The sequence below is a fragment of the Borreliella valaisiana VS116 genome, assembly GCF_000170955.2.
GTDB lineage: Bacteria > Spirochaetota > Spirochaetia > Borreliales > Borreliaceae > Borreliella > Borreliella valaisiana.
In genome coordinates this window covers 1-14543 of record NC_012166.1, presented here as the reverse complement: position 1 = coordinate 14543, position 14543 = coordinate 1, and the positions used below count along the sequence as shown (strand labels likewise).

Annotated in this window: 12 protein-coding genes and 2 pseudogenes; 1 reads left to right on the top strand and 13 read right to left on the bottom strand. The window is 23.9% G+C overall.

Annotated features, from left to right (window positions below):
- Window positions 1–2 precede the first annotated feature (2 nt).
- The 5 genes and pseudogenes from BVAVS116_RS05255 to BVAVS116_RS05235 all read right to left on the bottom strand — a co-directional run bounded on the left by BVAVS116_RS05255 (window position 3) and on the right by BVAVS116_RS05235 (window position 5689).
- A complete protein-coding gene (locus BVAVS116_RS05255; RefSeq protein WP_012665299.1) occupies window positions 3–1085 on the bottom strand; it encodes a plasmid maintenance protein in 1083 nt (360 codons plus the stop codon).
- A gap of 129 nt (window positions 1086–1214) precedes the next feature.
- Window positions 1215–1805 carry an isochorismatase family protein gene (locus tag BVAVS116_RS05250; RefSeq protein ID WP_244427565.1) on the bottom strand — a complete coding sequence of 197 codons (591 nt, stop codon included), beginning with the start codon at window positions 1803–1805 and terminating at the stop codon, window positions 1215–1217.
- Window positions 1806–2586: 781 nt separating this feature from the next.
- Window positions 2587–3322 (bottom strand): annotated as a pseudogene (locus BVAVS116_RS05240) (S2/P23 family protein); the annotation flags it as partial.
- Complete coding sequence (locus BVAVS116_RS06685) at window positions 3238–3417, bottom strand: pfs protein (protein ID WP_012665293.1); 180 nt, start codon at window positions 3415–3417, stop codon at window positions 3238–3240. The gene BVAVS116_RS06685 and the pseudogene BVAVS116_RS05240, both read right to left, overlap by 85 nt.
- A 1318-nt stretch (window positions 3418–4735) precedes the next feature.
- The gene (locus tag BVAVS116_RS05235; protein WP_012665289.1) at window positions 4736–5689 is read right to left on the bottom strand and encodes a hypothetical protein; all 954 of its coding nucleotides are present in this window, start codon (window positions 5687–5689) and stop codon (window positions 4736–4738) included.
- A gap of 420 nt (window positions 5690–6109) precedes the next feature.
- Here BVAVS116_RS05235 and BVAVS116_RS05230 point away from each other — a divergent pair, with 420 nt between their 5' ends.
- Window positions 6110–6325, top strand: a complete 216-nt coding sequence (locus BVAVS116_RS05230; protein WP_012665287.1) for a hypothetical protein — start codon at window positions 6110–6112, stop codon at window positions 6323–6325.
- Window positions 6326–6519: 194 nt separating this feature from the next.
- Here BVAVS116_RS05230 and bptA read toward each other — a convergent pair whose 3' ends face one another.
- From bptA to BVAVS116_RS05185, 8 genes and pseudogenes are all read right to left on the bottom strand, one after another.
- The gene (bptA, locus tag BVAVS116_RS05225; protein ID WP_012665286.1) at window positions 6520–7140 is read right to left on the bottom strand and encodes a virulence-associated protein BptA; all 621 of its coding nucleotides are present in this window, start codon (window positions 7138–7140) and stop codon (window positions 6520–6522) included.
- A 12-nt stretch (window positions 7141–7152) separates the two neighbouring features.
- Window positions 7153–7668 carry a hypothetical protein gene (locus BVAVS116_RS05220; protein WP_012665285.1) on the bottom strand — a complete coding sequence of 172 codons (516 nt, stop codon included), beginning with the start codon at window positions 7666–7668 and terminating at the stop codon, window positions 7153–7155.
- Between the two features lie 1274 nt (window positions 7669–8942).
- Complete coding sequence (locus BVAVS116_RS05215) at window positions 8943–9524, bottom strand: chromosome replication/partitioning protein (protein WP_012665283.1); 582 nt, start codon at window positions 9522–9524, stop codon at window positions 8943–8945.
- A 19-nt stretch (window positions 9525–9543) separates the two neighbouring features.
- Complete coding sequence (locus BVAVS116_RS05210) at window positions 9544–10299, bottom strand: ParA family protein (RefSeq protein ID WP_012665282.1); 756 nt, start codon at window positions 10297–10299, stop codon at window positions 9544–9546.
- Entirely contained in the window at window positions 10275–10838 is a 564-nt protein-coding gene (locus tag BVAVS116_RS05205; protein ID WP_012665281.1) for a DUF226 domain-containing protein, read from the bottom strand. The genes BVAVS116_RS05210 and BVAVS116_RS05205 overlap by 25 nt, the downstream gene beginning before the upstream one ends.
- 2 nt (window positions 10839–10840) lie before the next feature.
- Window positions 10841–11923, bottom strand: coding sequence for a plasmid maintenance protein (locus tag BVAVS116_RS05200; RefSeq protein WP_012665280.1), 1083 nt, complete (start codon window positions 11921–11923; stop codon window positions 10841–10843).
- Window positions 11924–12100: 177 nt separating this feature from the next.
- Window positions 12101–12295 carry an isochorismatase family protein gene (locus BVAVS116_RS06820; RefSeq protein ID WP_280109769.1) on the bottom strand — a complete coding sequence of 65 codons (195 nt, stop codon included), beginning with the start codon at window positions 12293–12295 and terminating at the stop codon, window positions 12101–12103.
- A gap of 1134 nt (window positions 12296–13429) precedes the next feature.
- A pseudogene (locus BVAVS116_RS05185) lies at window positions 13430–13987 on the bottom strand (S2/P23 family protein); the annotation flags it as partial.
- Window positions 13988–14543: the final 556 nt, after the last annotated feature.

Below are 14543 nucleotides of genomic sequence, written 5' to 3'. Positions count from 1 at the left end.
CTTTAACTCTTAATTAAAACAGTTGTTTTTTCATTATTTTGTTGTTCTATTAGATTTGTTATTTCATTATAGTACTGATTGTTGAATATTTTTTTGTATTCCAGGTTTTTTTGTTTATTTAAATATTCTTTAATTTTGTCTTTCAAATTTATTTTGTTGGTTTTACAATATAGTTGATCTAAAAGTATGCTGTAAATGTTATTTTTTACATTATCTTTGTTGTTTTTAATTTCAAATTTTTTAGTATTTTCTTTTATTTTTTCTATAATTTTACTAAGGTCTTTATATTTATTTTTTTCCAATATGAAATGGGGTTTATTTTTGTATTTTTGATATATGTTTTTTATTTGTAGTTTAATTTTTTCTTTGTCGTAACCTTCGTTTATCAAATTTATTTTTATTTTTCTTAGAGTTGAAATTAAATTTTTTCTTTTATGTTTTAATGACTTTTGTGGATTATTTTTGGTTTCTTTTTTGAAATAGTACTTTTCTTTGCTTATAAGTTTGAAAAGTCTTATGGATTCTTCTTTCCTTAAGCCAAGATTTATAATGAAGGAAGAAATATCTTCACCAAAATTACATTTTTGCGAATATTTTTTTAGTTTTAGTTTATTGATTTGTACTTCTTTTTTATTTTCTTCTTTTTCTTCTTTATTATATTTATTATTAAAACATTCCCCATTTTTTACACTGTCCTTTTTACTATAATTTATTTTAATGTATGAATTAACTCGCTTTTGGAATCTTTCTTTCTTTTTCTCTCTGAAGTATTGGTTTATTATGTTGTAGCAGTCTTTTTTAGAATGTCTAAGAGTATAGTAGATTTCGGTTCCCATATTAATACCTAGATGTCTGTAGTAATTAATAGTAATGTTAAGCTTTTCTAATGTATAGAAGTAGTTTCGAAGCGTTTTGATTGAAACTTCTTTTTGTCCGTTGCGCTTTAGGTTACCATTAAAACAATAAAGGATATCAGATTGGCAGTATTTTTTTTTAGTTTTGTTGACATATTCAAGTGTTGCAATTAAAGCAATAAGCTTGTATTGATATTTACTTTTTGTTTGTGGGTATTTATTAACTTTCACTTTTGCCTCCTCAACTTCAGCTGGTTTTTATACATTCTTATATAATAAAGCAAATTTTTAGATAAGTAAAGTTTATCAATAAAAATAAAAATCTTTATGTAAATAGTTGTTTTTAATGCTTAAATATTGTTAGGTCATCTTTTTTGGATTAAGCTTACTTTGGCTTTCGAAGATATCCTTAGAAAAACAAGTTAATATATTAAGCTTTTTAAGTTCCTGAATTATTAATTCGGGAGTGGTTGTTATGCTTTTTGTGGCATCTAGTATTAGACAAACTTGAAATCCTAAGTTAATTGCATCAAATATGGTTTCTTTTACACAAAAATCTAATGCCAATCCCGCTATAAATAATGTATTGATTGATTTTTTTTTTAGATAAAAATGAAGGCCTGTTTGTTTAGTTTTTATATAATTATCATAGAAGCCACTATAACTATCGTAATATCGACTTTTACCTTTTAAAAAAACTTTTTTTATTCTTTTTGTATTTAGACTGTTAGGAAATTTTGATCCCCAAGTATTTTTGACACAGTGTATGGGCCAAATGCCTCCGTTTTCGTTGCTTAAAAAGCTTACATGATTTTTACAATGCCAATCCTTGGTAGCAAGAATGTTTTTGAAATAATTTTGAAGTTGGTTGATCAAGGGAATTATTTCGTTACTATTAGGTACTGGTAAAGCCCCCGATTCTAAGAAATCATTTTGTATATCTATTAAAATAAGTGCACTATTTTCTGTTATTTTAAAAATAAAATCCTCCTTGGGGAGATATTTTAATTGTGGAATAATTTTGCTATATTAGGTAATACTTTTAAATATGATTTTCATCAATCATTAAAACCTAAGGTATCAATTAATTTTACCTTAAAACGACCCGAATTAAAACACAAGGACCATACTTACTCAAGAACAGTCTATAATGATTTATTTTCATTTTTCAGTGTTGTTTATAGATTTAAAAATGCAGCAATGTATAATTTTATTTGTTTTTTAAAGCTAAAGATATTAAAAATAAAAAGTTTGTAGTCTGTATGGGAATTTATAGAGAGCATATATTAGTGACATTTTGTAATTCTTTTTGTGCTACATATGTGGGGGTAAAAGAATATAATTTAGTAAAAATTATTGGTAATTTATAAGAATAGTTTTTATAGTTTTTTATATTAATTAACTAGAAATTTATTTTTTTAAAAAGTATATTTTTTATAACATGTTTTAATAATATTTTTTTGAATTTTTTTTATTAAAAATTAATTAAATATTATTAAAGATAATATACGCTAAATACCCCACATTTTATAACTTTAGAAGTTATCTCTTCTTTTTTAGGATTTTCAAGTTATCCTTTAATTTCTTTTAAATAACTTTTTAATCTTTCTAAATCATCCCAATACCATTAACTTCTACAGTATTTTATTTTCTTTGTCATTTTTTATTTTGATTCTTAAAGTTCTTCTAGTATTTTCTAAAAATAAATCTATTTATTAAAAATGTCACCAGGCTATTTATTATTCATCAAATCAATAGGAAGCTTTAATTTTTCTTTTGATAAATCTGGATACTTGTCAAATATTAGATTAACAACATCATTAAATAGCTTTAGATCTAATACAATTTCATAGGTTTTGTTTTCACTAGTTTGCTTATCTATTATAGTAAGATAGGCAAGCATATAATTACATTTACTCTTTTTTATAAAAAGAGTAAAAAAATCTGTTAAAGCATCATTAAAAACCCCAAAATTATATGAATTAATATATCCATCCTCTTTTGAAACTTCTTTCAAAGTAATTTTAGCAAAACCATCAGTTCTATATTTCTAAAAATCAAAATTCACACCTTTAAAAATCAACTTTAGATTTTTAACTTCATATCTTTTTTCAAACTCTTTGGTTGACTCAAATGCTATTATTTTAGCTATTGGAACCTTTATTCCCATTATTGTATAGTTATCATCATTAATATGATAAGTGTTGCTACCAAATAATGACCAAGAAAGAGTTTTAAGTCGAATGGGCGAAAAAATATATGAATATTTAAGCTCTTTAAGATCTACAATTAAATTATTATATCTGTCTTTTATAGCACTTAAATTATTAGGTTTTATCCATGTAACACCTCCTGCTAGTCCTCCCCCAAACTTCTCCTTCTTTTATTTCGCTTCTTGACCCAAATTCTTCATTAATACAGGAAATATTGTTAATATCTTCTTTAATATCTTTTTTATTAATTTTACTGCTGTTTTTGCAGAATTTATAGAAGCTTGTCTTATAAATTTTTTATAATCATCATAATTATTTTCATTATTAACTATATCAGATATTCCTCGCATTGGTTGCCTTGTTATTGTTTTGTCTTCCTTTATTTTTTATTATCCAAAATTTTAAGCTCTTCATTAATCTTTTCAAGAACAATCACCAAGCAAAATGCTAAAATCTTCTTTAGTTAATGAGTACTTGGAATTTAGAATTTTTTATGCAAAAGTATATGATTTATTAACAAATTCATCTCCACCTAAATTTCATGGAAATTATAGGTGGATCATTCTGCATATTTTTAGTTAAATCATTACATATTGCTAGATTTTTACCCTAATTTATTAGGTGAACTACTATTTTCAATTAAAAGATAATTCTTTTCTATTTTTTCATTCATATAAATGTCCTTAATTTATTACTATCTCATATAAGTTGGTTGGTCCATAATTATGCGCCTTACCAAGACTCATATATTTATTATTCTTTATCTATGAATTTAATAAATTTGGAAATAAATTTCATAGTGGCACATTACTATTCCTTTTAATTCATTAAATGTTATATTTGAATGCCTTGCTTATTTCAATACACAAAACAAATTATTAAGCTTAAAAAGTGATTTATTGTGAATAATAAGCTCATTTTAAGAATTAAATGTTATTTATACTATCAAAAATAATTAATTCTAATAGAAACTTATTATTTTTTCTTTTCAAAAGTTATATAACAAAAAACCTTTAAGGTTATCCATTTTTAAATTTTCTCCCTAAAATCACTTTTGCTTATCCCACTATTCATATCATCTTTTTATGAAAAATACTAAGATCTTAAAATGATACTTTTTTTAGCATTTTGAATTTAAAAAAAATCTCTAATAACATTATTTTGGTCATAGAAATCCCAATCTTTTCTGCATTTCCTTTTATAAACAACACTATTCTTATGATTCCTTATTTTAGCCCTTATTATAATGATTATTTATTCTGTACAAATGATTCTTTCTACGCTATTAAAACTTTCCAGAAGCTATACGCTTTAACAGCCCTTCACTATCTAACCCTTTTTCGTGGGTTTCTTTTTTTCTCATAAGATCTTAAAATTTGTCTCTCCAAATAACCTTATAACAAAAATGCTTCCCATCTCCATGTTTCATCATCTCCCAAATTTGTATTTTAAATTATTTGAAAACTGCTTCAAAAAGTACCCTAATTTGCGCTGAATACTCCTTCAATGTAATTTCGGAATTATTCAGCATTAATATAAGTTAAATTGATTGTTTTTGAACAACTATTTCTATAATATTTGATTTAAAAATAGTTGTTCAACGTTTTACAAAAGCAATATACTAATTGTAATTATTTAATACTTGACTATATTCATATAAAACATTGGTCATTGGGGATGCATAGCCAGTTTACCAGGTTGTCTAACATCTTCATCCGGATGGAGTACAATGTAATCCCAGTAACTTAGTCCTGCCCATTGTTTCATCATTGTTGAATAAGAATTAATTGACAATGTTTTTGAAAAATGGTCGGTTCTAACTAGCTGAAAAACCGCTTCTTCAATTCTATAGTCTAATAAGGGAGCAAGAGTTAAAAAAACTACCGCGGACACAGCCTCTGCAAAATAGGGATTCATAATTTCTGAAGCACTGTCGGGCTCCATTTGCAATGCACTAAGAACTGTATTTGCAAATTTAGAGATTCTAGCCGAATTATCCACTACAGTTTTATTCATTTCACTATCTAAGTATTTACTGATATTTTTTAGTTTTATACTGCTGGTCTCCGCTCCGTAAATGTTTTCTATCGTAGAATCAAAAAATCTATAATATCGTCGTCTACGCAAGCCACGGTCGTCTAGTTCGTGATGGTTAACTCTGTATACTAAGAATCCTTGAGGAGCAAGATCATACGCTCTTACTACTATTTCTAGCTGTCCCAAGTTATTACCCTGAGGACTGGATATAAGCAATCTTATTGTAAAAAATGTACTTTTATTGGGAGCATTTGTATAGTAAATATAAGAAGGTGGTTTTGAAGCAATACCATTCTTAAATCTTATGTCTTCTATTGTTCCGTAATTGAAAAATTTAGTACTTCTTAACAAATCAGCTTTGTAAAGAGCTTGATGCGCAGAATCAATGCTGTTCAAGAACCGTGATCCGGAATGAAAATCAACCTCAACCTTAGCGGTTGAATGTAAATACACAGTATCAACCCCTTCCGAATAGTTCAATACTTTATCTTTATCCTTTTTATTTTGACTGTCTTGGTTACAAGCCGAAATAAAAATTAAAATAGTTAAAAATACCATTTTGTGGTACATATTTTTTATTTTCATTTTATTTTCTCTATACCATCTTATTAAAAATTATATAAATTGATTATATCATCTTATTTAAAATATAGAAATTTATTAAACATTTTAAATTATTTATAAATAAATGGTTATGATCTATTTTTCACTTTATTCCCGAATTTGAAACTTATGCTTTAAGGCATTCCAGGAGATAAATAAATCTAAAGCTTGATATGAAAATTGCACACAGCGCAAAGCTTGTATTTAATAACTGTTAAAAACATAGGCACCATTAAAAATGGGTGCCTAACTAAAATTAATAGTTTTTCCAAAATGGAGAGAAATAGAAAAGCTATTAAAACCATAAAATTTGCACCTTACAATATACACCATATAAATATATATGGTGTATATTGAAGTTTTTTTTTTATTAATGAATTAATCTATATTTATTTTATGAGGATGATAGAAGGATGTTTATTTTACAAAGTTTCTGAAGCTCAAGAAATCCTTAAAAACAAATTTGATTATAAAATAACAAAAAGCCATTTAAGATATAAACTAGAGGTTTTCGAATGTTATATCAGAATAGGAAACATAATGATGATTCCAGAAGATTTCTTGAAATATTTAACACTTAGTTTAGTCTTGTTTAAAAAAACGAAAAATATAAAATAGAAATAAAAAAAGAAATAAAAGAAAAAATGCCTAAGTTTAAAGAATTGATAAAAAGGGATAAATAAATTTATTTTTTAAAACACCCTACATCTTGATTTAAAAAACTTTGCACTTCTATTATATAGAAAAAAATTTTATAAAAACGTTTCAATCTTAACAAGCAATATACTATTTTTTAAAAAATTCATTTCAAATTAAAGATTATATTTTAGTAAAAAATTTTTTATATCTATTTTATATTCTTTATCTTCATTAGAAACTAAAACAACCTTTAATCGTTTTAATCTTTTGATTTTATTAAAAAACCCTTTAGAAAGGGTAACTCGCAAGGTATTTTTTACCGTAAAAGGAAATTTTAAATGAAAAAATTTTTCATTAATATTTGGATCTCCAATGTTAAAATCCTTTAATTGTTGCCATTTCTCGCTTGGTAAATTATTCTCATGCTTTGAAACTTGAGCATCCTCAAATCCTTCAAAAATTATACTTTTAAAACCTAGAATTTTATTATCGTGAATCACAAAATCAAAATTGTAGCTGGGATTCATAGCTCTATAAGCATCTATCAAATAACCTGTCATATTCCTATTCTTTTTATGCTCAAGCTTAGGATCCATAAACTCCGATTTTATAAAAACTAGCTCTTTCAAATTGCCATCTTTAAAAAGATATGTATAAGTCTCATCAGTAAAGACTTTATCTTCTGATTTTTGAATAATTTTATTATAAATAACATTATTTTCTTTTTTAAAAAAGAAAAAGAAACCTAAAAAAACACAGATTAACAATAATCCGTAAAATAAAATTCTACTCATTAATAATCCATCCTATTGATGAAAAATCATATCAAATGCACTATAAAAATGCATGCTGTTTTCCCTACTTACCTTGAAAGAATATTCCTTTTTCTCATTATTTATCTCATCGAAACATTCAATGTATACATCAATTCCATTTGTTTCTGCCAACTTTTTTAGTATATTTACTTTTTCACCTTCAAAAAATAGATACATGCCAAAATTAAAATGATTAATCCCATCAATAAAATAAGTATTAGTTAAATACTCCATCATAGAAACCCCATTAATATATATCTTTTTAAGTAGAATCTCTGAACTATTTATAATTTGTATGTTAAAATGTAAATCTATGTTTCCCGCATGATAATGCTCTAAAACAAAGGATCCAAATTTAGTATTTGATTTAAGAATTAGACCTAAATCAGATCTATTACTTTCATTTATAATAACAACTTCTTCAGATTCTTCATTAGAAAAAATAAACACATTGGAAATTAATAAAAACAAAATTGATAATATTATCACTTTTATACCTTTTATCATTATACTATTCTAAAGAAAAAATAAATAGGATAAAAATTTAAAAAAGAGAAATCGAATTTTTATATATTTTCATTATTATTATAACCTTTTAATAATTTTATAAAACCAAAACCCATTTTGCTATCTCAACCAAAATGTTTTTTAACAAAAAAACATTTATAATGTAACCAATAATACAATTATGGCAAAAATCATAAACTATTTCCCCCCCTTCTATCTCTAGAGGCTAATTTTAAAATTCGATGTGGATAATTTTGTATACAAAAATAGAATTGTTGGGTTTAAAAAGTATATTATTTTCAAATAATATATTGATTTTAGCAACATATATGAAGTATAATATTAGCAAGCGGTGCTATTAACTATAAGCATCCTTAACTTTGGTCGATGTCTATTTTATAGGGCTTAAGATAAATATTCTTAAATTAAGAGTATTTATGTTTAAGCCCTATGTGATTTTATATTAATAATTAAATTATAAAAGAATAGTTATTATAAATCTTGTAGAAAGGATTTTTAAATATATAAATGTAAAACCTTTAAAAAATATTTAAATTAATCAATGATATATTTCAAAGTAGTTTCAATTTTTCATTCCAATCTATATTGGTATTTAGTAAAAAATAAAATTATTTCAATATAATTAATTCTTTATTAATTTCTTTGATATTATAATTTTTTTATAATTTGTAATATCAAATTTTTATAAATTAGAGTTAAATATAGATTACTAAGAAACTAAATAAGAATCATCTAATCAAAATGTCTGAAGATAACTTTATTAATTTAGCTATGATTTCTCTAATATTTTTGTTTCTTTCTAAAAATCTTTCCTTTAGAATTTTTTATAATTGTTGAAATTCTTTGTTAATAAATAGATTTTTTTCCTATAGGCTTTCAAAATGATTTTTTTACATTATTAATAAATTTAGAATTTTAAATATTAAAAAGAAATTTTAGTAATAAATTAATGGGATCCTTATTGTATTTGAATTCGTTAAAGATTTTTTTTATAAAGAAAATATATTGGGTATTATTTTTAAATAAAAAATGAAAGTCTATTATTTTTATATTTAAATCCACATTCGGTAAATAATACGGGATATTAATTAAGTAGAATGTTTTCTTTTAAAAAGATTATAAGTATATAATATCTCCTAACGTTAATCAAAAAATGCTTTTAGAAAAAATTTCAATGCTTAAGACTTTTGTATAACAAAATGTTAAATTTTGGCGAATTAACGTTTTTATAATCTTTGATTTACAAACGTATTTCACTTATATTTTCTATATTTCTTATACTCTTTCATAATTTCATTAAGCAATTCTTCTTTATCTTTAAGTAATTTTTCTAACAAAAAACTAGTAAATTTTGCCTTTGACTTATAATATATGTATGCATTTTCTGTTTTAAACTGAAATCTTAATGGTCGAATAAAGTTTCGGTTGGATTTTTTAATTTTCATCCCTTCTTTATCCTTTAAAAGGAACAAAGAATTTTGTATTCCGTTTTCAATTATATCTTTTTCTTTTACTAATCCTTCTTCTATTGCATTTGCTATTCTTAAATATTCGTAAGCTTGACTTTTTGCTATTTTATAATTTCTAGTAAACATTTCAAAATTTTGGTATCCGTCTAATTTATAATATTCTTTATCTTTAATTTCCTTCAGTATCTTCATTGTTTCTATTTTATTATGAATTTCTTTTTGGAAGTTTATCGCTAATCTTTCTTTTAAAAAGAGGAATCGTTCAATTTTATCTTCGTTAAAACTAATTTCATTTTCACTTTGATTTTTTGTAGTATTGATTCGATCTTTTATTTTTATATTCATATATTTGAATTTTACACCCATTTTATCTCCTTATTTGTTATTAAGTTAAAAATTTTTCCGATAACTGGAAAAATTTTTTAAGTGTAATTTCATATTCTTTTATGTAATCTTTGTTTAAATCAAAAGTAGCATTTTCTGCTATTCTTTTATTTAAGTCTTCGCGTTCATGAATGATTCCTAAAAAATTATCATCTTTACTTATTAACTCTAATAAGTGTTTATAAGTATTATTTTTTTTAAAATTAGTTACCATTGGAAAAATCGGTATTTTTAATTTTAATCTTCTTAGAGCAAATTCTAATAATTGCAAGCTTTCTACTGACCATTTTTGAGCAGTCATTGGAATTATTATGTAATGGCTTACAACTAGTACATTTGTTAAAATAATTCCTAAGCTAGGACTAGTGTCTATTATTATATAATCGTATTTATATTTTAATAGTTTTAAATTGTCTTTTAATCTTGTTTCTTTAAAGGGAATATTGTCATCGTAAAAAAGGTATAAATATATGTAACTGGGCAATATGTATAAATTATTGTTTAGCCTAAAGGTAGAAGAATTTATATCTTTTTTATCTGTTAATACTTCATAAATATTTTTTTTAGAAACATCTACCCCTTGTTCTTCTAAAAGATCTGAAAAATAACTGGTGGTTGATGCTTGTGGATCAGCATCAATCAAAAGAACTTTATATTTTTCAGATAGGAGTGTTGAAAATATAATGGCACTTGTGCTTTTGCCAACGCCTCCTTTAATTGAGCCAATGGCAATTATTTTGGTATTTTCTCCATCCATTTGTTTATGATTCCCCCGTTTGGTAATTCTTTTTGATAGAATTCATATACCTCTTTTTCTAATCTATTTAACATATCGATAAATGTTTGAAAATATTTTTTATTTATCTTTTCTTTCTTTATTAGTCTGGCAAGACTCCTTAAATAACAGAATACACTACCTTTTTTAAATTTGAATTCTATATAATATACTTTGGAGAATGTATATGATTTTACAGTACCATTTAATTTGTATCTTGTAATAATGTTCTTTATGGGTTTCCTGTACCCATAGGAAATTCCCAGAAATTTGTCATTTTCCCTTGTGGAGAATAAATTGAGTCCTTCTAACTTTTTTTGATTAAACAATTCTCTAAAAAGAATTAAAAATTTGTTTTTTTTATATTTGTTTATTTCAAATCTATATAGATCCATCAGCATTTTAGTATGATATATTGTTCTTCCTCTGAGAATTTCTTTTTTGATGAAAATTTCTGGTTTTCTGCTTTCTCCTATTATTTCTTTTTTTTTGTTTCTAAGTTTTTCTAATACGCTTTTCATCTTTAACTCTTAATTAAAACAGTTGTTTTTTCATTATTTTGTTGTTCTATTAGATTTGTTATTTCATTATAGTACTGATTGTTGAATATTTTTTTGTATTCCAGGTTTTTTTGTTTATTTAAATATTCTTTAATTTTGTCTTTCAAATTTATTTTGTTGGTTTTACAATATAGTTGATCTAAAAGTATGCTGTAAATGTTATTTTTTACATTATCTTTGTTGTTTTTAATTTCAAATTTTTTAGTATTTTCTTTTATTTTTTCTATAATTTTACTAAGGTCTTTATATTTATTTTTTTCCAATATGAAATGGGGTTTATTTTTGTATTTTTGGTATATGTTTTTTATTTGTAGTTTAATTTTTTCTTTGTCGTAACCTTCGTTTATCAAGTTTATTTTTATTTTTCTTAGAATTGAAATTAAATTTTTTCTTTTATGTTTTAATGACTTTTGTGGATTATTTTTGGTTTCTTTTTTGAAATAGTACTTTTCTTTGCTTATAAGTTTGAAAAGTCTTATGGATTCTTCTTTCCTTAAGCCAAGATTTATAATGAAGGAAGAAATATCTTCACCAAAATTACATTTTTGCGAATATTTTTTTAGTTTTAGTTTATTGATTTGTACTTCTTTTTTATTTTCTTCTTTTTCTTCTTTATTATATTTATTATTAAAACATTCCCCATTTTTTACACTGTCCTTTTTACTATAATTTATTTTAATGTATGAATTAACTCGCTTTTGGAATCTTTCTTTCTTTTTCTCTCTGAAGTATTGGTTTATTATGTTGTAGCAGTCTTTTTTAGAATGTCTAAGAGTATAGTAGATTTCGGTTCCCATATTAATACCTAGATGTCTGTAGTAATTAATAGTAATGTTAAGCTTTTCTAATTTATAGAAGTAGTTTCGAAGCGTTTTGATTGAAACTTCTTTTTGTCCGTTGCGTTTTAGGTTACCATTAAAACAATAAAGGATATCAGATTGGCAGTATTTTTTTTTAGTTTTGTTGACATATTCAAGTGTTGCAATTAAAGCAATAAGCTTGTATTGATATTTACTTTTTGTTTGTGGGTATTTATTAACTTCCACTTTTGCCTCCTCAACTTCATTTGGTTTTTATACATTCTTATATAATAAAGCAAATTTTTAGATAAGTAAAGTTTATCAATAAAAATAAAAATAAAAATAAAAATCTTTATGTAAATAGTTGTTTTTAATGCTTAAATATTGTTAGGTCATCTTTTTTGGATTAAGCTTACTTTGGCTTTAGAAGATGTCCTTAGAAAAACAAGTTAATACATTAAGCTTTTTAAGTTCCTGAATTATTAATTCGGGAGTGGTTGTTATGCTTTTTGTGGCATCTAGTATTAAACAAACTTGAAATCCTAAGTTAATTGCATCAAATATGGTTTCTTTTACACAAAAATCTAATGCCAATCCCGCTATAAATAATGTATTGATTGATTTTTTTTTAGATAAAAATGAAGGCCTGTTTGTTTAGTTTTTATATAATTATCATATAAGCCACTATAACTATCGTAATATCGACTTTTACCTTTTAAAAAAACTTTTTTTATTCTTTTTGTATTTAGACTGTTAGGAAATTTTGATCCCCCAAGTATTTTTGACACAGTGTATGGGCCAAATGCCTCCGTTTTCGTTGCTTAAAAAGCTTATATGATTTTTACAATGCCAATCCTTGGTAGCAAGAATGTTTTTGAAATAATTTTGAAGTTGGTTGATCAAGGGAATTATTTCGTTACTATTAGGTACTGGTAAAGCCCCCGATTATAAGAAATCATTTTGCATATCTATTAAAATAAGTGCACTATTTTCTGTTATTTTAAAAATAAAATCCTCCTTGGGGGAGATATTTTAATTGTGGAATAATTTTGCTATATTAGGTAATACTTTTAAATATGATTTTCATCAATCATTAAAACCTAAGGTATCAATTAATTTTACCTTAAAACGACCCGAATTAAAACACAAGGACCATCCTTATTCAAGAACAGTCTATAATAATTTATTTTCATTTTTCAGTGTTGTTTATAGATTTAAAAATGCATCAATGTATAATTTTATTTGTTTTTTAAAGCTAAAGATATTAAAAATAAAAAGTTTGTAGTCTGTATGAGAATTTATAGAGAGCATATATTAGTGACATTTTGTAATTCTTTTTGTGCTACATATATGGGGGTAAAAGAATATAATTTAGTAAAAATTATTGGTAATTTATAAGAATAGTTTTTATAGTTTTTTATATTAATTAACTAAAAATTTATTTTTTTAAAAAGTATATTTTTTTATAACATATTTTAATAATATTTTTTTGTATTAAAAATTAATTAAATATTATTAAAGATAATCTACGCTAAATACTCCACATTTTATAACTTTAGAAGTTATCTCTTCTTTTTTAGGATTTTCAAGTTATCCTTTAATTTCTTTTAAATAACTTTTTAATCTTTCTAAATCATCCCAATACCATTAACTTCTACAGTATTTTATTTTCTTTGTAATTTTTTATTTTGATTCTTAAAGTTCTTCTAGTATTTTCTAAAAATAAATCTATTTATTAAAAATGTCACCAGGCTATTTATTATTCATCAAATCAATAGGAAGCTTTAATTTTTCTTTTGATAAATCTGGATACTTGTCAAATATTAGCTTAACAACATCATTAAATAGCTTTAGATCTAATACAATTTCATAGCTTTTGTTTTCACTAGTTTGCCTATCTATTATAGTAAAATAGGCAAGCATATAATTACATTTACTTTTTTTTATAAAAAGAGTAAAAAAATCTATTAAAGCATCATTAAAAACCCCAAAATTATATGAATTAATATATCCATCCTCTTTTGAAACTTCTTTCAAAGTAATTTTAGCAAAACCATCAGTTCTATATTTCTCAAAATCAAAATTCACGCCTTTAAAAATCAACTTTAGATTTTTAACTTCATATCTTTTTTCAAACTCTTTGGTTGACTCAAATGCTATTATTTTAGCTATTGGAATCTTTATTCCCATTATTGTATAGTTATCATCATTAATATGATAAGTGTTGCTACTAAATAATGACCAAGAAAGAGTTTTAAGTCGAATGGGCGAAAAAATATATGAATATTTAAGCTCTTTAAGATCTTTAATTTAATTTTTAGAATAATAAAAACATCTATTTTAGATAAACTATATTTAAAAATTAAAATATAGTTTACTGATAATTAAGCCACATATTTTTTATATTCATAAAAATGAATAATAAAGGGTCTTTATTTTAAAAAAAATATAGATAATCTTGAAAATCCCCCACAAGATGTAAAAACTAAGCATACTAATACTTTAATAAAATTAAAGTATTAGTACTCAACATGAGGCAAAGTGAAGTAAAAATAGGAGATTGAATCGCATTATTATGTATTATAAAACAAATGAAAGTATAGTAGGCTATATTGAAATTAAGGAAATTAAATAAACCCTATTTAAATCTGGTCTTGAAAAACTAAAACTTATTATTAATAATACTAAAATAAATAATGTTATAGGCGTTTTTAGGAATTTTTTAGTGTTGTACCTCAGAATATTAAAATAGAAAAGCTTACTAGTTTTCCTCCAAATAGAATAAGGACGATAAAAGAATTGGTAGAAGGAAACTTATAAATGAGTGTATCTTCTAAAAAACAAATGCTTTGGCTGCAACTCATAT